Annotated in this window: 17 protein-coding genes; 12 read left to right on the top strand and 5 right to left on the bottom strand. The window is 60.1% G+C overall.

Translation table 11 applies throughout. From position 1 onward, the window contains the following. The first annotated feature begins 28 nt into the window (after nt 1-28). The 6 genes from C2L66_RS34165 (at nt 29) to C2L66_RS34140 (ending at nt 4,886) form a co-directional block, all read left to right on the top strand. On the top strand, nt 29-517 hold the full coding sequence (locus C2L66_RS34165) for a diheme cytochrome c (protein WP_060608143.1): 489 nt from the start codon (nt 29-31) through the stop codon (nt 515-517). Beyond that, on the top strand, nt 489-1,217 hold the full coding sequence (locus C2L66_RS34160; protein ID WP_060608140.1) for a cytochrome b/b6 domain-containing protein: 729 nt from the start codon (nt 489-491) through the stop codon (nt 1,215-1,217). The genes C2L66_RS34165 and C2L66_RS34160 overlap by 29 nt, the downstream gene beginning before the upstream one ends. Nucleotides 1,218-1,241: 24 nt before the next feature. Next, nucleotides 1,242-1,913, top strand: coding sequence for a response regulator (locus C2L66_RS34155; protein WP_054932205.1), 672 nt, complete (start codon nt 1,242-1,244; stop codon nt 1,911-1,913). After that, nucleotides 1,913-3,259, top strand: coding sequence for an ATP-binding protein (locus tag C2L66_RS34150; protein WP_060610423.1), 1,347 nt, complete (start codon nt 1,913-1,915; stop codon nt 3,257-3,259). Before C2L66_RS34155 ends, C2L66_RS34150 begins: the two co-directional genes overlap by 1 nt. 102 nt (nt 3,260-3,361) lie before the next feature. Then, complete coding sequence (locus C2L66_RS34145) at nt 3,362-3,841, top strand: hypothetical protein (RefSeq protein ID WP_060608137.1); 480 nt, start codon at nt 3,362-3,364, stop codon at nt 3,839-3,841. A 94-nt stretch (nt 3,842-3,935) separates the two neighbouring features. After that, entirely contained in the window at nt 3,936-4,886 is a 951-nt protein-coding gene (locus C2L66_RS34140) for a universal stress protein (protein WP_060608134.1), read from the top strand. A 181-nt stretch (nt 4,887-5,067) separates the two neighbouring features. Here C2L66_RS34140 and C2L66_RS34135 read toward each other — a convergent pair whose 3' ends face one another. From C2L66_RS34135 to C2L66_RS34115, 5 genes are all read right to left on the bottom strand, one after another. Then, a complete protein-coding gene (locus tag C2L66_RS34135) occupies nt 5,068-7,359 on the bottom strand; it encodes a heavy metal translocating P-type ATPase (protein WP_060608130.1) in 2,292 nt (763 codons plus the stop codon). Between the two features lie 263 nt (nt 7,360-7,622). Next, complete coding sequence (locus tag C2L66_RS34130) at nt 7,623-8,789, bottom strand: efflux RND transporter periplasmic adaptor subunit (RefSeq protein ID WP_060608128.1); 1,167 nt, start codon at nt 8,787-8,789, stop codon at nt 7,623-7,625. Then, nucleotides 8,786-11,086 carry an ABC transporter permease gene (locus C2L66_RS34125; protein WP_224102469.1) on the bottom strand — a complete coding sequence of 767 codons (2,301 nt, stop codon included), beginning with the start codon at nt 11,084-11,086 and terminating at the stop codon, nt 8,786-8,788. Before C2L66_RS34125 ends, C2L66_RS34130 begins: the two co-directional genes overlap by 4 nt. 62 nt (nt 11,087-11,148) lie before the next feature. Beyond that, nucleotides 11,149-11,853: an ABC transporter ATP-binding protein gene (locus C2L66_RS34120; protein WP_060608121.1), complete on the bottom strand. Its 705-nt coding sequence runs from the start codon at nt 11,851-11,853 to the stop codon at nt 11,149-11,151. Nucleotides 11,854-12,100: 247 nt separating this feature from the next. Beyond that, on the bottom strand, nt 12,101-12,562 hold the full coding sequence (locus tag C2L66_RS34115; protein ID WP_082670558.1) for a hypothetical protein: 462 nt from the start codon (nt 12,560-12,562) through the stop codon (nt 12,101-12,103). 96 nt (nt 12,563-12,658) lie between these two features. On the opposite strand from C2L66_RS34115, the gene C2L66_RS34110 reads away from it, so the two are divergent. From C2L66_RS34110 to C2L66_RS34085, 6 genes are all read left to right on the top strand, one after another. Beyond that, complete coding sequence (locus tag C2L66_RS34110) at nt 12,659-13,195, top strand: CreA family protein (RefSeq protein ID WP_322789558.1); 537 nt, start codon at nt 12,659-12,661, stop codon at nt 13,193-13,195. Then, on the top strand, nt 13,095-13,490 hold the full coding sequence (locus tag C2L66_RS42330; protein WP_322789561.1) for a hypothetical protein: 396 nt from the start codon (nt 13,095-13,097) through the stop codon (nt 13,488-13,490). The genes C2L66_RS34110 and C2L66_RS42330 overlap by 101 nt, the downstream gene beginning before the upstream one ends. 202 nt (nt 13,491-13,692) lie before the next feature. Continuing rightward, on the top strand, nt 13,693-14,121 hold the full coding sequence (locus C2L66_RS34105) for a hypothetical protein (protein WP_063803396.1): 429 nt from the start codon (nt 13,693-13,695) through the stop codon (nt 14,119-14,121). A 598-nt stretch (nt 14,122-14,719) separates the two neighbouring features. After that, nucleotides 14,720-16,291 (top strand): AMP-binding protein, encoded by a 1,572-nt coding sequence (locus C2L66_RS34095; protein ID WP_060608113.1) that lies wholly within the window; start codon nt 14,720-14,722, stop codon nt 16,289-16,291. A 136-nt stretch (nt 16,292-16,427) separates the two neighbouring features. After that, a complete protein-coding gene (locus C2L66_RS34090) occupies nt 16,428-19,271 on the top strand; it encodes an AMP-binding protein (protein WP_060608111.1) in 2,844 nt (947 codons plus the stop codon). Nucleotides 19,272-19,452: 181 nt separating this feature from the next. Next, entirely contained in the window at nt 19,453-20,148 is a 696-nt protein-coding gene (locus tag C2L66_RS34085; protein ID WP_060608108.1) for a CBS domain-containing protein, read from the top strand. Nucleotides 20,149-20,246 lie beyond the last annotated feature (98 nt).

The following is a 20,246-nucleotide window of genomic DNA, read 5'->3' as shown; positions in this document are numbered from 1 at the left end:
GAAGTTTCTCTCCGCCGGAGCGCTTCCTATGCTTTTTCACCTTGTGCCCCGTTGTGTCGAAGTTTGTGTCGTCGCGCTAGTGGCCGCCCTGACGGCCCCGATCGCTGCCGCGGAATCTGAAGGGACGTTTAGTCAGGTCAATGTGCTGCCCAGGTATCGGCAGGAGTGCGCAACCTGCCATCTTGCCTATCCGCCGGGCATGCTGCCTGCCGCGTCATGGCAGCGCATTCTGGACAACCTGCAGCACCATTTCGGCACCGATGCGTCACTCGACGCAGACTCCGTCCGGCAGATTTCGACGTGGCTCGCCGCAAATTCGGAAGCAGACGCGGCCGCGCACGCCGCTCCGCCCGAAGATCGCATTACCCGCTCTCACTGGTTCCGCCAAGAGCATGCAGAAGTGCCTGCCGCCGTATGGAAGCGGCCCATGATCAAGAGCGCGTCAAATTGCGCGGCGTGCCATACCCGCGCCGATCAAGGAAATTTCAATGAACACTTCATCCGCATACCGCAATAACAGCAGTGCCGGCGACACGACACAACGTCGCATTCTGGTCTGGGATGCGCCCGTACGGCTATTCCACTGGCTGTTCGCGGCCTGCTTTGCCGGCGCATGGCTGACCGCGGAAAGCGAGCATTGGCGGCTGGTGCATGTCGCGCTAGGCTATACGGCAGGTGGTCTCGTGATATTTCGAATGGCATGGGGGCTGGTCGGAACGAAATACGCCCGTTTTTCCAGCTTCGTTTGCGGTCCGACCTCCGTGTGGAAGTATCTCCTGGGGATATTGCTTGGCCACCCGCAACGGCATGTCGGACACAATCCGGCCGGCGCGGTCGTCATCGTCACCATGCTGGCTTTGGCATGCGCATTGACCATGACGGGTTGGGCGACCTATAACGATGTCGGAGGAAACTGGCTCGGTGAAGTGCACGAGGTTTTGGCCAGCCTCATGCTTGCGCTGGTTGCTGTACATGTGGCCGGGGTGATTGTGAGCAGCCGGCTTCATCGGGAGAATCTGGTCGGCGCGATGCTGAGCGGATACAAGACAGGACACCCCGACGAAGGCATCAGGCGCGCATGGAAAAGCGTCGCGGCGATCATGTTGGCGGGTGTGCTTGCGTTCTGGTGGTGGCAGTGGCAAGTCGCACCTGCGCCAATACCGCCCGGTAGCAACGCAGCGACTTCACACCAGACCGACCGCGATGATGCCGATTGATGCCCCTCAAAGGTCAAGAACATCATGCGTATCCTGCTAGTCGAAGACGATCCGTTGCTTGGCGATGGCATTCGCGCGGGCCTTCGGCAGGCGGGCTTTCAGGTCGACTGGGTTCGCGACGGCCAGGCGGCCGAAGCGGAACTGCGTACCCAGTCCTATGCTGCAGCAGTGCTCGATCTCGGACTGCCGCTCAAGGATGGTATCGACGTGCTGTCGTCGGCCCGTCGCGCGGGCGTGACCATGCCCGTACTGGTGCTGACCGCACGCGACACGGTCCCCGATCGCGTCCGTGGACTCGACATCGGTGCCGACGATTACGTCGTCAAGCCCATTGACCTTCTGGAGCTTGCCGCTCGCCTGCGGGCGCTCGTGCGCCGCGCGCACGGTCAGCCGCAGGAAAAACTGGAAGTGCAAAACATCACACTTGAACCGGCGGCACGGCTTGTCTACCGGAATGGAGATCCCGTCACCGTCTCCACGCGCGAGTTTGACCTCCTGTACGTGCTCATGCTGAATGCGGGCCGCGTGATGTCGCGCGAACAGCTGGAACAGGCCATGTACGGCTGGGGTCAGGAAGTGGAGAGCAACGCAGTTGAGGTGCACGTCCATCGCCTGCGCGCCAAGCTCGGCAGCGAGCTGATCAGAACAGTTCGCGGCGTCGGGTACGTACTGATGCGAGAGGGTTGCGCTACGTGATGATTCTGCCTCGCTCATTGCAGGGTCGTCTGCTGGTGCTGGTCATCGGCGGCGTGATAGGCGTATGGCTGATTACCGCGCTTCTTATCTGGCGTGACGCCCGCAGCGAGCTCGACGAACTGCTCGACAGTCACCTCGCGCAGGCAGCGGCTCTGCTGATCGTGCAGCAGACGCAATCGATTGACGACGATGACGAGATCGATACACGGGTACCTCATCCGTATGCACCCAAGGTTGCCTTCCAGATCTTTCACGAAGGGCAGGCAGTCGTGCGCTCGGCCAATGCACCGACTGAGCCCATGATTCCCGCCAAAGGCGAGTTCGAACAGGGTTTCGCGACCGTGCAGATAGACGGGAACGCGTGGCGCGTGTTTTCCGTGCGAGGTACAGGCGAGGATACACACGTCTACGTCGGCGAGCGTATCGATTCGCGCACCGCGATACTGCTAGCGGTATTGCGCGGTACCTTATGGCCTATGGCCGCCGCCTTGCCCCTTCTTGGACTTGCGACCTGGTGGGCCGTGCGGCAAGGGGTGACGCCGCTCAAGAAACTGGGCCGAAGCATTGCCCAGCGTGGCCCGGATGATCTTGCTCCCGTCGTGATGCCCCAACCCCCTGCCGAGCTGTCCCCGGTGCTCGACGCGCTCAATCAGCTCTTCGAGCGTATCCAGACGGTATGGGAAGCAGAACGCCGGTTCACTGCGGACGCCGCACATGAATTGCGCACGCCTATTGCGGCGATTCGGACGCAGGCTCAAGTTGCGCTGGCCGAAACGGATGACGCTCTTCGTCAGCACGCGTTACGCGCCACTCTCGAAGGGTGTGATCGCGCGACGCGTCTCGTGAACCAGCTGCTGGTGCTTTCAAGACTCGAGTCCGGGGCAACCCTCGCACTCACGAAGGTGGACCTGAGTGCGCTTGCACAGCGTGTCGTCGCAGAACTGGCGCCAACGGCGATCGCGAAGCAGTTGTCACTGGAATTCGAAGGCGAAAGACCCTGCCACGTCGCAGGCGACGACATGCTGCTCGCGGCCCTGGTGCGAAATCTCGTGGACAATGCCATCCGTTACAGCCCGCCTGGGGCATCCGTGCTGATCAGAACGACGACAGATGGCGCCAACGCATCCCTGTCGGTTGGAGACAGCGGTCCAGGACTCGCCGATGCGGATCGCTCGCGGCTGGGTGAGCGCTTCTTCCGGGTTCCGGGTACCAGCGAAAGCGGTAGTGGTCTTGGCTGGTCGATCGTCCAGCGAATTGTCGACCTTCACGCGGCAAGCGTCGACGTGCGTCGCTCACATCTCGGCGGACTCGAAGTCGAGGTGAGCTGGTATGCCCGCAATGATTGATCTGAATCAAGCCACCCAAACCGCAAGGCGCGACGATATCAATGAGCAGGCCAGAATCACGGGTATCCACAGTCTGCCTGATCAATCAGGTGGGAGGTTCACATGCGCATGCGGCTCCAGCTGATCAACGCAATCTTTACGACGCTTCTTCTTGGCGTATGCGCTGTTGCTTACGCAGACGATCTTTCCCACAGTGTCACGGCACACGGTCTCACCGTTCACTACGGCGTGATTCCGTCCAGCAAGCTGCGAGAATCCGGATCGAACGCGGCGAGCAACATCACCGCTCCGAGTCCCAACCAGTACCATCTGACCGTTGCAATCTTTGAGGCGGCCACGGGCAGACGCGTGAGCGACGCCACTGTACTTGCCAGCGTCAAAGGCCCCCGGGCCCACGATACGCACTTTCACACGAAGCCAGTCGAGAGGCGCCTGGATGCCGTCAAGGTGGGCAGCGCCGTCACATATGACAACGACTTCGAGATGCCGTGGAGTGGCATTTACCACGTTGATCTGATTGTTACGCAGAAGGATCAGCCGAAGCCCACGAAGATCCGGTTGAACTACGACCATCGCTTCTGAAGTTGGTATGTGTCCCCGCTATGTCGGCTTGAGCGAGCTGCGGCAGCGGCGTCCGGCTTGACAGATGGCGGTCGATAAGCTTACTGGGTAAACCATGAATTCGATTGGACCCGACGACATCAATCCGGCATTGCCACGCCGAGTACTCATTGCTGTTGATTCATCGAAAGCATCGCGCAATGCGCTCCGTTACGCGAGTCACCTCCTCCCGCACGGTGGCGAAGTCCGGCTCGTGAGCGTGGCCGAGAATCCGCATACACTCTTTCCGAGCGGTCGGCATGTCGGCCACACGCTGGATTCAGTGCGCGAAGAACTGCTGAAGGATGCGGCCGCGGCGCTCGAACAGGCCCAAGCTTTACTGGCGTCATGTGACGTACGCATCGAGACGGAAGTGGTTGACCTCTCGAAGCGCGGCGGGGTCGTTGTTCAAGCGTTGGTGAATGCAGCCAATGCATGGCAAGCCGAACTGATCGTCGTAGGCGCGCGCCACCACCATGGGCTGACGCGCTGGATTGAGGGGACCGTCTCCGAGGCGTTGTCAAAACTTCTGCACTGCCCGCTGCTTGTAGTACCCGAAGGCTATAACGTCGAGAACGAACACTTGCCGGAGCGCATCCTGTTCGCGGTCGACGGAAGTCCACATGCGGCAACCGCGCTGCGCTTTGGTGTGCGGTTTGCGGCACCCGACGCTTCTTTGCGAGCCATCTATGTGATCGATCGCGCGGTACGGCTGAGCGACTTCGTTCCCATCGACGCACTGGAGGACGCATTCTTCGATGAAGGCAAGCATGCACTCGCGGCCGCGGAGCCGGTTCTTTCGCATGTGTCGATACGGTCGAGTACCGCACTTGTGAAGACGCGTCGTACCAGCGACGATGTGGCCCATACCATCGTTCGCGAAGCCAGCAACTGTCACGCGCAATTGATTGTGATGGGCACGCATGGCAGGCGTGGTATATCACGTTGGCTGTTTGGTAGCGTTGCGGGGAGAGTCGCGCATCTTACGCAATCCCCACTACTGCTCGTCGGCACACAGGACGCCTGAGCCGCAGCGCACATAAACCAATTGTGATTTCAATTATCGTGGGACTAAGCCGGCACTGCCGCGCCAGTGCCGTTGAACTCAGACGGAATTCCTATATTCGCGGTCAGGATGCCGGGTAATCGACCCTGATGTATTTCGCTGCCCACAACGATACCAGCGCACACATACAGGAAATCGGTCTTTACGCTCCTTCCCCGAGCGTATGGAACAGTTCCTCTTCCTGGGCACAATGCAGGCGTACGATCGCATCGAGTCCATACAGCAGGCGCTGGATTTCGCGGATGCTATCGGGATCGGGTCCCGCGGCTGGCACTGTGTCCGTCATCTGCCGAAGTAAACGGGAGATCCGGAAGATTTCTCGGTGCATGGCGCTCATCGCCGCCATCGGGTCTTCTCCGCCGAGAAGGGCTGCAAGGCCCGGATAGACTTCCAGGTCGTCGTGCTGTTCATGCGGAACGAGCTTGTGTGCGAGCAAATCGTTCATGCTGGCGAGGGCACCCGCCACGGATGGTCCCGGCAAACCGGGCAGTTTGTCCGCGAGTTCCCTGATCTGCTCGATTACTGGGCCAAGTTCAACATGCTCGGTCTTCAAGCGATCTTCGTCATCACGGGCAAGGCCGCCCACCATTGCCGTCGAACGGATCCGCAACGCGCGTAGCGCGTTCGCGATGACGGCCACATCAATGATCTCCTGAAGCAACGCGCCCGGCAGGGGCGGCAGAAACCCGAACGCGGCGACGATCATTGCCGCCACCGACAGTGCAATGCCCGCCATCACGCTCTGGACGGCAATTCGCCGCGTGTGTTTCGCCACCCGAAACCCCTCGACAAGCCGGTCCAGCCGGTCGACCAGCAGCACCACGTCCGCCGCCTCGGAGGACGCCGCCGCGCCTCGTGCGCCCATCGCAACGCCGACGTCCGCAGCTGCAAGCGCGGGCGCGTCGTTGATGCCATCGCCAACCATGACGACTGGCCCTTCACGGCGTGCCGTCTGGATCGCTGCAAGCTTGTCCGCCGGAGACAGCTCGGATCGCACCTCCGTGACGCCCAGCATTGCCCCCACCGTTTCGGCCACATCGCGTCTGTCGCCCGTGAGCATGACAAGCCGTTTGATGCCCTCGTGCCTGAGCAGCCGCAGCGCGCGTGGGGTTTCAAGCCGGATCTGATCAGCCATCTGCAGAGCCCCGACCATGCTGCCGTCCACCCCGACGAATACGGCGGAAGCGCCTTCGTACGTCAGGCGTTGAAGGAAAACTTCGCTCCAGGGTGCTGGCGTCGCGAGCGACGCCACAAAGACATAAGAGCCGATCGCGACGAAATGGCCATCTACTTCGCCCTTTACCCCGGCACCCGGCTGCTCCTCGACCCGGCTGGGTAGTGACAAGACGAGATTGCGCTCGCGTGCAGCCGCAGTCACCGCTTCGGATATGACGTGCGCAGATGCCTGGCCAAGAGATGCAGCAAGGCGCAGGACCGTCCCGGGAGACGTGCCGGTAGCGGCTTCAATTGCGACGAGGCGCGCGTGCCCTCCCGTCAGCGTTCCTGTTTTGTCGAAGAACAGCACGCTCGCTTGCGCGAGCCTTTCCAATGCAGCCCCACCTTTGACGAGCACGCCGCGCTTCGCGCAACGCGACATGCCGGAAACAATGGCCACAGGAACCGCAAGAATCAGTGGGCACGGGGTTGCAACGACAAGCACCGCAAGCGCCCTGTTGATTTCTCCGGAGATCATCCAGCTACCCGCGGCAAGTGCAAGGGCGGCAAACACGAACCACAACGCGTAGCGATCGGCAAGACGGCTTGCTGGACTGCGCTCGCGCTGCGCTGACTGCACCATTCGCACGATCCCGGCGAACGTACTGTCTGCCGCGCTCGCGGCAGCGACCATCTCGAATGCCGCGCCGACACTTACGACGCCGCTATTGACCGGTTCGCCGGGTGAGCGTTGCTGGATGATGGACTCCCCGGTGAGCGTGGACTCATCCAATTGAGCGTGGCCGATTAACGAGCCATCGACAGGAACGAGATCACCGCTTCGGACCAGCAGACGATCGCCGGGATGTACCGCATCCAGTTCGACACGGCGCCACTCACCGCCCTCAAAGCGGTTGGCGTGACGCGGAGCGCGACTTAGTAAGGCAGTCATTTCGCGGTGTGCCCGCGCCTGTGCGTACGCTTCGAGCGCCCGTCCGCTCGCCAGCATCAGCGAGATCACGGCGGCGGTGAGAAACTCGCTGAGGCCCAGTGCGAAACCGATGGCAAGAAGCGCGAGCACATCGACGCCCGCTTCATGCCGTCGCAGCGTCTTGACGGTCGACACCAGCAGCGCCAGCAGGACAGGCAAGGTTCCAACGGCCCACAGCACCTGCGCGAGAGCGGCGTGTCCGAGCGCGGCAAGCACGATGCCCGTTACGAGGCTTCCGGCCGAGACGGCCAGCAGGACAAGCTCGACTGAGTGAAACGGACGTGGCATGGCGGAAAGATCACAAGGGGTTCGAGTTTCAAATAAAAAAGCTGGAGCCGATTTGAAATCGCTGCTTTCAGCATAAGGTATGAATGCATCCGTGCGGTACCCGGCCTGCGTCGAATCGATATTTCCGGGAAGATCAGACTGCAGGTTCACCGCGAAACATTGAACGTCGATGTGACGAGCTTGAAACTGATTGCGCGGATAATCGAACCGACCCGCCCACACAACACTCGAACCGCAGGGAGCATGCAGCACGTAAGACTTTTCTAGCGTGGCAGAACTCGGGCATTATTTGTCAGAGTGCCGGGTGGATATACGATCACGATCTGATTGCCGTCAGGACCGTCGAGCATCTCCGCTTCTTCGGAATTGCGCTGTCCGATTTGCACAACATGCTGTATAGCTCGCTTGCGCTCGACGGTGAAAACGCACCATTGCTCCCCACAACGGAATAGCGCGCCGATGGGAAGTTTTATCACGTCAGATCGTTCCCAGACCACAATCCTGCCCTGAACCCGATACCCGTCGTTCAGCCGGCCCGGGGGACCCGACAGGTCCGCGATGACATGCACCCGCTGCTCTTCAACCCCCAGCGCCGAAACCTTGGTAAAAGCGCCCGGCTCGACCACCCGCACTTTCGCATCGATTGGCACAGCTCCGCCCCAGTCCTCGACTGACATGCGCATCCCGGGACTGATCTTGACGGCGTCCGTTGAGAGCACATCAACGACGACTTCATAGCGCGATGGATCAGCGAGCACCATCACGGCAGCGCCGGCCGACACGACCCGTTCGTTCCGTTCGTCAACCCGCAGGAGCACGGCATCGACAGGAGCGCGGACTTCCACGGGCTGTCCGGCTTCCAGTGCTCTCAGATTCGCCTTCGCGGCTCGCACTTCTGCTGCCGCAGATGTCGCACGCGCGCGGGCCGCATCGAGATCGCTCATGCCCGATGCTTCGGCGACGCGGAGTTGTTCCAGCCCCTGCTTCGAGATGCCGCCATATTCGATCAATGCCTTGCCTCTCTGATACTCCCTGTGCGCCTGCTCGAGATCGGCACGAACATGATCGACGTGCGCCTGAGCCTCCCCATAAGCGGCTTCCGCCGACTCCACATGGGCACGCTGCTCCGCACTTTCACCGGGCGTCATAGGGACGGGCACCAGCACCGCGATCACCTGTCCCGCACGCACATGATCGCCTTCGCGCATGGTGACGCGCAGCAGGCGGCCGGTAATCGGCGCCGTGACGACATAGCGGTCATGTGCCCGGATTTCCCCGTCCTCGTCGATCGTGACGCGAAGCGCTCCCCGGCTCACCTGTGCCGTATCGACAACGACCGGTTTCGGCCAGAACGCGCCCGCCAAGACCGCGGCAGCTGCAAGCGTCGCGACAGCGATCAGTGAGGCCGACCGAATCCGGTTGCGCTTCATGATTCGCGCGCCTTGAGGACCGCGACGATATCGAGGCGCCTGATCTTCCACGCCACGACCAATCCGGAGCAAGCCACCGAGCCGGCGGTGACGAGTAGCGCGTACGCGAACGTCGGAGCTTCGATGACAAGCGGCAGACGGTACAGATCGGTGGCCAGGCCTCGGACCAGCAACGCGCAGATGCCATATCCGAGCAACAGGCCGATAGGCGCTGATGCCGTAGCGAGCACGAATTGTTCGCCAAGGAGGATCCGGGCGACTTCTGCGCGAGTGAAGCCAAGTACGCGCAACGATGCCAGTTGCTGTGCGCGTTCCGAATAGGCGATACGCATCCCGTTGAAAGCAACCCCGAAGGCGATGATGCAGGCGAACACAAAATTGATTGTGGTCGAAAGACGCACGCTTTCGTCCATGATCTTGCGGAAACTGTCTATTACCGTTTGCCGGACGGCCACCGTATTGACGGCCGGCATACGCTTGAGCGTGCCGTACAGGGGCTCCAGCGCGCGCGCGTCAGTCTGCAGCCACGCCCCTGACCAGTTGCCGCTCTCGTCAAGCAGCCGCGCAAGGGAATGCTGATCCATGTACGCCCGAATGCCGACCAGCTCTCCGACCTTACCCGTCACCATCACCTGTCGCGTCTGGCGCTTGCCCTCGAGTAACTCCACCGTGATCCTGTCACCTGCGCGCAGTCCCAGCGCGTCCGCGAGTTGTGACGAGATCAGCATCCCGTCCGGGGGCACGCGCAACGGCCGCCCCTGTTCATCGACAAGGCGATGCATAGCTGCCGTCGTCGAGATTCCGCTGAGGTTGATCCGGCGAGAGCGGTATCCATAGGAGAGTCTGACCGGCACATCGCGAAACGGCTCGACCGTCAACACGCCGGGCAAGCTTTCGAGCGCGAACAATGCCCGATGCGACAGTGGCTGTGCAAAAGTGATGGTCACGTCCTGACGTTCAACGCGTTGAAACTGCACATCGAAGAGATAATCGATAGCATCGAAAAAGAATCCCCCTATCACGAGGATCGCGCTCGCACTGGCAATCGCAAGACAGGAAAGCGCAGATTTGACGGGCTGCCGCGCGATATTGCGCACAACCATTCGCCCGGTCACGCTGAGGTGCCGGAACATTCCGGTCCGCTCCGCCCAGCCTGCGGCGAATGCGGGTGGCAATACGGGTCGTAGTGCTTCGACGGGCATCAATCTCCCAGCCTTCGCCACGCTTGCCGCCGTGCCCGCAGCTGCGGTGACGAAACTTACGGCAATGACAGAGATCATGACTGATCCGTCAGCCTGGTACTCGAGACGGGCAAAGCGATAGTATCTCGCGTACATGTCCGTGAGATAGGATCCGAGCCCGAGCCCGGCTGCCACGCCGATCGCGGTTCCCACCGCCGCGATCAGCGAGGCCATATGGAGATAGTGCAGTGCGACCCGCGCGTTTCCGTATCCGAATGCCTTCATCAAACCGATCTGTGTGCGTTGGGTATCGATCAGCCTGCTGAGCAAACTCTGTAACAGAAACATGGCCACGCAGAAAAAGATCGCAGGCACATACGTAGATGTGGTGCGGTTCTGTGCGATTTCGTCCGAGATGAAGCGATGCGATAACTGATCTTCACGCGTGATTGCACCGAGCCCGCCATAGCGTGCCAGTTCGCGGTCGACCCGGGCGATCACGTCCGATACCCGGCTGCTGTTGTCGAGTGCGATTGCCAGGTCGTTGAACGCCCCATCCATGTTGAATGCAGCCGACGCGGCGTCACGCCCCATCCAGATGACGCCGTAGTGCCGATTGTCCGGAAAAATGGACCCGGCTCCTGCTTCATAGACATACTCTGGCGAAAGCGCGATACCGACGATCTTGAGCTCTTTCCAGCGACCGTTCAATACAGCCCCGACGTGCTGCCCCACATCAAGATTGTTTGCTTCCGCGAAAGCAGCACTCATCAGCACCTCATCGTCCCGACCCGGCGACACATATCGGCCACTTCGCAGATGCAGCAGGTTGAGCACCGGCCAGGAAAACTCGGGAATCGAGACGAGATGCCCGGTCGCTGGCTCATCGAGACCGGGCACGTCGAGCGTGACATCAGACACGACGCGCGGATCGACGCGAGCGACACCGGGCAGCGACGCGATACGCGATGCGACTGCGATTGGGGCGCGCTTGAGCGTTACGAACAGCTCGGCGAAGCGGTAAGACACGTAATAGTCCTGCTGCGCCGTCAGCAGACTCAAATACGTCGTGCGCATGGCGACGAATGTGGCCACGCCGCAAGCCACGATCAGCACTGCAGCACATGCTTGCGCCCGCATGTGCCAGAGGTCCCGCCATAGAAGACGTGTCAGGGCACTTACCATGACAGATCCCGGGCTCGCGAACGCCTCGCGTTTCGACGATCTTCGACGATTGTGCCGCTGCTCATGCGCACGACCCGATTCGCCATGTCAGCGATGACAGCGTTGTGCGTAACGACAATTGTCAAGGTTCCGAACTCACGGTTGACGCGTTCGAGTACTTCGAGCACGACCCGCCCCGTCTGGAAATCCAGCGCGCCCGTTGGCTCGTCGCACAACAGGACATCTGGGCGTTTCGCTATTGCACGGGCGATCGCGACCCGCTGCTGTTCACCGCCCGACATCTGGGAAGGAAAATGATCGGCAAGTGTGCCGATGCTGACCATATCCAGGGCGACGTCGGGATCAAGCGGCTGATCTGCAATCTCCGTTACGAGCGCCACGTTTTCACGTGCGGTGAGACCCGGTATGAGGTTATAGAACTGGAACACGAAGCCGACGTGTTCGCGACGGAATCGGGTAAGGTCCCGGTCGGGCACAGAGTCGAGGCGATGGTCGCGGTAATTGATAGTGCCGGCCGTCGGCGTATCGAGTCCGCCCATCAGGTTCAACAACGTGGATTTGCCGCTGCCCGACGCGCCCAGCAGAACCACAAACTCTCCAGCTTCCAGTTCCAGAGTCACGTCGTTGAGCGCGTGCACGCTTACGCTCCCCATCGGGTAGACCTTGCTGACTGCATTGACGGAAAAGACGGTCTCCATTATTCGCTCAACATTAAAGCAGCAAGGTCTGTCAGGGCGGGCAACTGGTCACCACTTCCGTGATCCACTCAAGGTCTAGAATTGCAACACTGCTCCTCGCGCGTCACCGTTTGATTTGCGTCAGTGCTTCCCCTTGTCAGTGAACTCAGGCTGGCGGAACCGACGCAGATCCACCGGACACGGAGTTACTGTGTAACTCCGTGCAAAGCTCCGCGAAATGTCTGCCCGGCAACGCCACGCATGATGATCAAGGTGTGCGGCACCCGGTACATAACTGCATGACGTCGTGCCTGTCTGGATCCTCCCAGGAAAAATGAACATCGATGCCGCCTCGCGCCGGAACCACGACCTTCCTTGTTTTTGTTACGTGTCTGTCACGCGCAGAGATCTGGTACTGGCCTGCAGGCAAATGTGCGAAGAGGAATGGGCCTGCCGTCCTTACAACCAGAAGAGATCGGGTTCCAGCGTAGATCCTCACGTCGACATCGGAGAGGTAATGACCAGACTTCGCCGACAGCGTGACCCGCAGGTTGTATTTGGGTGCGACTGAATGGAAGGCCTTGACTTCATCTTCTCCGATGCCGCCTGTTACATATCGGATCCCGTTTTGCACTGCTGGCGCCGGCAGCGGCTGCGCCGACACGCTGGCACACAGTATTGCCCCAACGAGAAGTGACGTTGAAAATACTCTCGCACGAAAAATAGACATGGTTACCTCCCGGCCCGGCTTCTCGAGCGTGTGGCACTTGTCACGCATACCCGCACGGCGGCTCCGACCTGGTAAAAAATTGTTCACCACACCAGCATGGCGCCCGGGACGAATCATCGTTTGACGTGCGTCAAGCTCCAATGGATGGCGCGACGTAGTGTCGTTCTAGAGGTCTGTGAAAGAAGTTCGGGTTTGACGTCGGCACCCAACCGTGTTGAGGAGAACGTCATGCAACGATATCTTGTGCTGCAACGCACTCTGCCGATAGCGGTAGCGATATGCGCGAGCCTGGCAGCGCACGGCGATGAACTTGCCAGAATTTCAACTCATTCGCAACGGTATGGCGGCGAAGTAGAAATATCGGCATATGATGATCCCCTCCTGAAGGGCGTAACCTGCTACCTTTCAAGGACCCACGAAGATAACCAGTTCGGTAATCCCCAAACGGGATCGATATCCCAGGCCGATGCTTCCTGTCATCAGGTTGGGAAAGTAAGCGTAACGAGGCAGGTGCCAAAACAGGCGGCAGTGTTTGAAGAGTCGCAAGACCCGATCTTCAAAAGCTCTGCACGTGATCCTCGTCCTCGATTCAGAGCGGATGGTAGCGCTTTATTTTATTTACACAGAAAGTGAACTGGCCGGCAATCTTCCCGGCCATATTGATGTCATCCGCCTGCCCGCGCGTGGCAAGGCAGACTGGGGAATAGACGCAACATATCTGAAGCCCGCGATTTTTGCCGCAGTGACCGCTAGCGTGTCAATCCGCGTTCTGCCAAATAACGTACTGCAGCACCGCAAACGCCGCGACGGCGATCAATGCAATGAAGGCACATCCGATAAGAAGCCACCTGCCCATGTCGTCACCTTGGAGACGGGCCCCGACTGGATCCGGGGCTATCACCACGCGGATTACATCGGCCGAATTTAAGCTATCACGCGAGTTACACGAGTTATTGATTCAGATCAAACTGGGAGGAAGATGCCAGCTTGTAACTATGCCTGGTACACGCGCGGTCCATACGTCGGTCGAGCCTGGTCGATCACCCGATCTGCTACATAGCGCAGACCCGGTACGTTCATGTCCTCCTTGCTGGCGAAGAAGCGTAGAAGGGTAGTTACGGAGCAGCGCCTTGAAAGTCGAAAACAATCGCCGCCGGGGTGGACGAACCAGATGGGCCTTTGCGATTGCTGTAAGCACGTTGTTGGCGATCGCCGCAACCTGGCTGAGTGCGATCGTCGATCATCCAATCAACACCGCAATCGTGACGGAAATGATGTCGCCTGAGTGCCGAAAAGTGGGACGCATAGTGCCGGGCTCCGTGCTTTTCGCGTCCCCACCCGACGACGATATCTGCCGCTCGTACTTTCTATATCGGGCGACAGACCACAACGCCGCCAGTGACGTAACCTCTTACACAAGTTTCGTTCTCCACGAACGCGTCGCCGAGTTTCGCAAGCGAATCGGCTACGTGTTTTTGCTAGGGTTGTTCGCGACCGGTGTCATCGTCGGTGGCGCCGCCCTTCTCCGAAGATTCTTTAGAAAGCTGCCGCGTCGGTAGCCTGATGGTTTGGCGTTGGTAGATCAATCACAATGCTCCGCTGGCACGCCATTTAGACTTCCGACGACCGACTCCGCCAGACGGCGAGAATTGGATGCGAGGAACACTTTGCGTGGGCATAAGCCCGGAGTTTATGAGGGTCTTGACACACGTCAATCCATCCCGACACATGAAACCTATGCTAGGTCCATGGCGACACAAATGCGGTTTCTGGAGGAGTCATGTTGAAAAGCGCAGCAATCGTTGGCCTTTTGATACTGCCGGGAGCCTTCTTCGTTCTCGGACTGGCCTGCATTCATCCACGCCTTCGCAGGCAGATCGCCAGCCTCAGCGGTCTGTCCGCTCAATTGACCCGGGCGCGGGATGCGTATTCTGGAATCCGTGCAAGACTCCCGTTGCATCGGGCGCACCGCGCCAGGAAACGCGGAACCTGAAAAGCACAGACGGTGCCTCAGGTGCACAGTCGTTATTGCGTCGGCGCCTGCCACATCGAGCACATGCCCCGCGAACCATGAAACGCGCAGATACCATAGACTGCCACGGGGCCGAGCCGCCTGTCGCAGCTATCGATGCTACAAGCGTCCGGACATTACCCGAAATGTTCCAACTGGCCTGCACGCGTTACGCCAGACGCCCGGCGTTCAGTTCATTCAATCATACGATTGAATATCGGGACGTTGCGCAATATGCGCGCCGTTTCTCGGGGTTTCTCATCACCGAATTCAGGCTTCAGCCGTCCGAGCGCGTGGCGCTCATCTTGCCGAACGGCTTGCCCTATGTAGTGGCTTTCTTTGGCGTACTCGACGCTGGACTTATCGTCGCAAACGTCAACCCTCTTGCAACACCCCGTGAGATTCAGATCCAGCTATCTACGACGGCAGTTTCAGCGATCGTGGTACTCGAGAATTTCGCCTGGAAACTCGACGATATTCTTGATGAGAATCAGGCGAAAGCAGTCGTATCCGTCGCGGTGGGCGATCTGCTTCCGCTGCGAAAGCGTGCCGCCATCGACTTTGTGCAGCGCGTTGCTCGAGACTCGATTCGCCCAACAAAGCGTAGGTACTGGACATTCAGTGCCGCCTTGTCGCGCCAGTACCCCAAAGCGCGAAATCGCCCCTCTGCCTCCCTCGACGATGTGGCGCTGTTGCAGTTCACTGGAGGCACGACAGGCACCCCGAAGTGTGCAATGCTCACACACAGTAACCTGAGCTCCAACGTTGCTCAGATCCGCGCATGGCTGGGTGAGGCGTTTTGTTCTACGCCTCAGACCGTTATCACGCCGCTGCCGCTGTTTCATATCTTCGCGCTGACTGCGAGTCTGCTGACGTTCGTCGAGCTTGGCGGACACAATGTGCTCGTAACGGATCCGCGCGATATCGCTGGGCTCGTAAGAACCTTGCGCCGCACTCGGCCCACCGCCATGTTGGGCGTAAACACGCTGTTCCGCGTACTTCACAACGCACCACATTTCCGCGCTATCGACTGGTCGAGGCTGCGCCTGGTCATCGGTGGCGGCGCAGCGATTCAGCCGTCCGTTGCCGCGCGATGGCAGACAGCAACGGGAGTGCCGATCGTCGAAGGGTACGGGCTGACCGAGGCATCACCGGTGGTATGTGTGAATCCGGCGAATGCAAAGCAATTTTCCGGGTCGGTGGGATATCCATTGCCTTCAACTGAAGTCAGCATTCGCGATGACGACGGCGCCCTGGTCGCCGCGGGAAGCATCGGCGAGGTGTGGGTCCGGGGACCGCAGGTCATGCGCGGTTACTGGATGAACCCTGACGAGACGGCCAAGGCCATCTCGCACGATGGCTGGCTTCGCACAGGCGACGTTGGTTACTTCACTGCTACGCAAATGCTCGTGCTCGTGGATCGCAAGAAAGACGTGATCATCGTGTCGGGTTTCAAGGTGTATCCATCCGAAGTGGAAGCCGTGGTGTCTGCGCTCCCCGGCATAACCACCGCGGCGGCAATCGGCGTGCCGGATGAGCGGACGGGACAGGCCGTGAAACTATTCGTCGTCCCGTCTTCAATAGGCATCACTGTGGCTGAAGTGCGGGCACATTGCCGCGCCAACCTGAGCGCCTACAAGATTCCGAGCTTGGTTGAAGTCCGCGATACCTTGCCTTTGGACCAACTCGGCAAGGTACTCCGCCGCGCCCTGGTCTAAGGATTACGAAATGCGATTGTATCGATACGTGGCTCAATTGCACCGCCAGGCATAACTGCGTAATTGATAACGATCAAGCGCTGCCTTCTGCATGGCACCTATGCTGTAACTCCGCCCCCCAACGCGGCCACGTGAAATGAAAGATGACGCCGCCGGTCGCTCGTCGGCCAACGTCCAGCGGTTGCTGGAGATAGTTGATGCCTTTGCGGCAGAGATGAGTCCCAGAGGGCACAAGCCCCTTGCCGTAGGACTTGAGAGCCACTTCGAACGTGATCTCGGGCTGGACAGTCTCGCTCGCACCGAACTGCTGAGCCGCATCGAGAAAGCGCTCGGCGTGCGCTTTCCACTTGATCTGTTTGGGCAGGCGGTAACGCCACGTGATTTACTGCGCTTCCTCGAGGGGGAAACATCCGGGCGGTCCACATCCCCGATCGGTGCCATCGAGCTTGGCGCGCCGGACGGTGCACTGGACCCGCCCACTGATGCAAGAACGCTGGTCGACGCACTGCAGTGGCATGCATCGCGACGCCCGGAACGCACTCACATCGCATTTCTCGACGATGACTCCGCATCACATACGATGACCTATGCAGCGCTGCACGAGGCCGCCCTGCGGGTATCGCGCGGGTTGCGCGAGGTCGGCGTCAATCCAGGAGATACCGTCGCACTAATGCTGCCAACGGGCAGCGACTATTTCGCATGCTTCGCCGGCATACTGCTCATCGGCGCCATCGTCGTGCCCGTCTATCCGCCTGCGCAATCCGCACGGATCGACGATCACCTGGCGCGGCACGCGGCGATTCTTTATGATGCGCGTGCACGTGTAATGATTGTCTCCTCACACGCGTTTGGAGCCGGCCTTCTGGCCAAGGCCAGGATACCAACGTTACACCAGATCGTTGCGGCGCCTCAACTCATGGGCGAGATGGATACCGAACGGTATGTCCCGCACGCTGACGACGTCGCGCTGCTTCAGTACACGTCCGGCAGCACTGGCATGCCCAAAGGCGTCGTGCTCACGCATGCGAACCTGCTCGCCAATATCCGGGCGATGGGTCAGACTGCCCGGATCGCGGAGCACGACATCTTCGCAAGTTGGCTTCCCCTGTATCACGACATGGGACTGATTGGAGCGTGGTTCGGCCCGCTCTACTTCGGGATCCCACTGGTTCTGATGTCCCCGCTGACGTTTCTTGCGCGTCCGGCGCACTGGCTGCAGACAATCAGTCGCTACCACGCCACCATTACGGCAGCACCCAACTTCGCCTATGAGCGCTGCACACGCAGGATCGAGGACGCCGATCTCGAAGGCGTCGATTTGTCCTCGTTGCGCCTGGCATTCTGCGGCGCGGAGCCCGTCAGTGCATCCACCATGCGCGCATTCACTGCACGCTTTGCCAGCCATGGGTTCAGGCAGACTGCGCTGACCCCTGTCTACGGCCTCGCAGAAAACACGCTTGGACTGGCGTTTTCGGAGCCTGGCCGAGGCGTGCGGACAGACTGTATCAGTCGCGTCCGACTGGCTGACTCGCAGCGTGCAGCACAAGCGGAATTTCCTGATGACGTGCTCGAACTGGTGTCGTGTGGACGCGCGTTACCCGGTAACCAGATTCGTATTGTCGATGCCGACTGCAATGAGGTATCCGAAAGAGCGATCGGCAGAATTGAATTCCGCAGTCCCTCCTCGACCCGTGGGTATTTTCACAACCCCGCGCTGACTGCACAGCTGATTCACGATGATTGGCTCGATACCGGCGATCTGGGATATCTCGCCGATGAAGAGCTGTTTATCACGGGCCGCGTAAAGGATCTGGTGATTCGGGCCGGGCGTCACTTTTTCCCGTATGAGCTGGAAGCGGCCGTAGGGCGTCTGCCTGGAGTACGGACCGGTTGCGTCGCGGTGTGCGGCACGCCGGACATTGAGACGGGTACTGATCGACTGCTCGTCATCGCAGAGACTCGCGTAACTGCCCCTGCCACGCTCGCGACGATACGTACTGGCATCAACGAAGCCTCTGTGGCCCTGCTGGGCGCTCCGCCAGAAGAAATCGCCCTGGTTCCGCCGCACAGCATCCTAAAGACATCCAGCGGCAAGATCCGCCACGCTGCCACTCTGGATCTTTATCTGCGCAGTCGCGGGGACCTTCTGCCACGCCCGCCATGGCGCCAGTGGCTCGACATCGGCGCGAACACCATACTGCCTGTCGGCCGACGGCTCCGAACTGCCGGCGGACGCTTCGCTTACGGTGCATGGTGCTGGATCAGCATCATCTTTGTAGCCATACCCGCATGGCTGACGACTGTGTGGCACCCGGACGCGAAGCGAAACTGGAGGATTGCATCGCGCGCCGCACGACTAGCCCTGCGGCTGACAGGAATTCGCGTGACCGTACGCGGCGTCGATCTCATTGACAGCGCACAGCCAGCGATCTTTGTTGCCAATCACGCGAGTTATCTGGACGGGCTGGTGCTACTCGCGGCCCTCCCCATCCCACTCGATATTGTTGCAAAACGTGAGCTGACCAGCGCACCGCTCCTCGGCCGCTTCCTTCGCGCAATAGGCGTACGTTTCGTCGAACGCGCAGACTATCGGCGCATGGCCGACGACGAGCGCGAACTGGTAAAGCAGGCAATCGCCGGAACTTCGCTGCTCTTCTTTCCCGAAGCAACCTTCGTCAGATCCGCGGGCCTGCGGCAATTTCGGCTCGGCGCTTTTATTACCGCGTGCGTTTCGCGCCGGCCCGTGATTCCTGTCGCAATCGCTGGCACGCGCGTTGTGCTGCCGGATGGACAGTGGTTGCCAATGCGAGCCGGTATCACAGTTACCGTGCTTCCAGCTCTGGCACCGTCGGGAGAAGACATGAAGGCTGCGGCAGATTTGCGCGACGCCACCCGCGACGCAATCGCCGCTTGTTGTGGAGAAAGAGCGTTGAGCGAAATTTCTCCACTGGAGATACCCACTCACCACGACGCCCCATGACCGACGCGGTACCACGCTTCGCTGCGCGACACACTCGCACTTGATCTGGATCAAGCGAATCATGCGTTGCTACGTGGACCATACATCTTGACCCAGCCTGTTTCCGGTGAGCGCGGGTGCCACGACTGTGTTTCTCCCGAATACAGTCCGCCAGAGGTTAAAGCGTTGAAGGAGAGAATTCATGTGGGCGCGTGACGTGATGACAACGTCGGTCATTTTCGCTACCCCCGAGATGAGCGTACGGGAGGCCGCAAGGCTCCTCGTCGAACACTCGATCAGCGCGGTGCCGGTAAAGACTGCCGACGGTAAGCTCATTGGCATCGTCAGCGAGGGGGATCTGGTGCACCGTCGCGAAATAGGCACGGGCGGCCGGCGCCGCTCCTGGTGGTTGGAGTTTCTCGCATCTAGCCGGGAACTGGCTGGCGAGTACGTGAAAGAGCATGCTCAGATAGTGAAAGATCTGATGACTGTCGACGTCATCACCGTAAACGAGGACACGCCTCTCTCGGAAGTTGCATCTCTGCTGGAGCGGCATCGCATCAAGCGCGTTCCGGTGTTGAAAGACGGCAAGATGACAGGTCTGGTGAGTCGCGCCGACCTCGTGCGTGCGCTCGCAAGCAGCACGCACGACAACAAACAAACGCCGGTCGTACAAGCCGACGCAGAGATACGCGAGGCCATCTTGAATGCGATGTATGGCCAACGTTGGGCGCTATCGCGAGGGCAGGTGATCGTCAACGAAGGCGAGGTACACCTCTGGGGTGTGATCCTTAGCGAGGAGGAGCGCAAAGCCGCGTGCATCGCGGCGCGAGGCGTCCCGGGCGTAAAACAGGTCGTCAGCCACCTTGACTATCCGGTGGTGCTCCCGGCGATGTGACCTTGCGAACGACCTGTTGATCTGCCGCCCAACATGCAGCGCGCAGACATGGAATCACGCTCCCGGTCTACGCGGTGCCCTCTCGTTCCACCGGAGAC

This window comes from Paraburkholderia caribensis (assembly GCF_002902945.1).
GTDB classification, from domain to species: domain Bacteria; phylum Pseudomonadota; class Gammaproteobacteria; order Burkholderiales; family Burkholderiaceae; genus Paraburkholderia; species Paraburkholderia caribensis.
Note: the sequence above shows the minus strand (reverse complement) of the source record. Positions and strands in the feature narration are given on the sequence as shown.

What these genes read in the sequence shown, in the direction of transcription:
- C2L66_RS34165 (WP_060608143.1), top strand. Translation starts at nt 29, where the DNA reads ATGCTTTTTCACCTTGTGCCCCGTTGTGTCGAAGTTTGTGTCGTCGCG.
- C2L66_RS34160 (WP_060608140.1), top strand. Translation starts at nt 489, where the DNA reads ATGAACACTTCATCCGCATACCGCAATAACAGCAGTGCCGGCGACACG.
- C2L66_RS34155 (WP_054932205.1), top strand. Translation starts at nt 1,242, where the DNA reads ATGCGTATCCTGCTAGTCGAAGACGATCCGTTGCTTGGCGATGGCATT.
- C2L66_RS34150 (WP_060610423.1), top strand. Translation starts at nt 1,913, where the DNA reads ATGATTCTGCCTCGCTCATTGCAGGGTCGTCTGCTGGTGCTGGTCATC.
- C2L66_RS34145 (WP_060608137.1), top strand. Translation starts at nt 3,362, where the DNA reads ATGCGCATGCGGCTCCAGCTGATCAACGCAATCTTTACGACGCTTCTT.
- C2L66_RS34140 (WP_060608134.1), top strand. Translation starts at nt 3,936, where the DNA reads ATGAATTCGATTGGACCCGACGACATCAATCCGGCATTGCCACGCCGA.
- C2L66_RS34135 (WP_060608130.1), bottom strand. Translation starts at nt 7,359, where the DNA reads ATGCCACGTCCGTTTCACTCAGTCGAGCTTGTCCTGCTGGCCGTCTCG.
- C2L66_RS34130 (WP_060608128.1), bottom strand. Translation starts at nt 8,789, where the DNA reads ATGAAGCGCAACCGGATTCGGTCGGCCTCACTGATCGCTGTCGCGACG.
- C2L66_RS34120 (WP_060608121.1), bottom strand. Translation starts at nt 11,853, where the DNA reads ATGGAGACCGTCTTTTCCGTCAATGCAGTCAGCAAGGTCTACCCGATG.
- C2L66_RS34115 (WP_082670558.1), bottom strand. Translation starts at nt 12,562, where the DNA reads ATGTCTATTTTTCGTGCGAGAGTATTTTCAACGTCACTTCTCGTTGGG.
- C2L66_RS34110 (WP_322789558.1), top strand. Translation starts at nt 12,659, where the DNA reads ATGGCGCCCGGGACGAATCATCGTTTGACGTGCGTCAAGCTCCAATGG.
- C2L66_RS34095 (WP_060608113.1), top strand. Translation starts at nt 14,720, where the DNA reads ATGTTCCAACTGGCCTGCACGCGTTACGCCAGACGCCCGGCGTTCAGT.
- C2L66_RS34090 (WP_060608111.1), top strand. Translation starts at nt 16,428, where the DNA reads ATGAAAGATGACGCCGCCGGTCGCTCGTCGGCCAACGTCCAGCGGTTG.
- C2L66_RS34085 (WP_060608108.1), top strand. Translation starts at nt 19,453, where the DNA reads ATGTGGGCGCGTGACGTGATGACAACGTCGGTCATTTTCGCTACCCCC.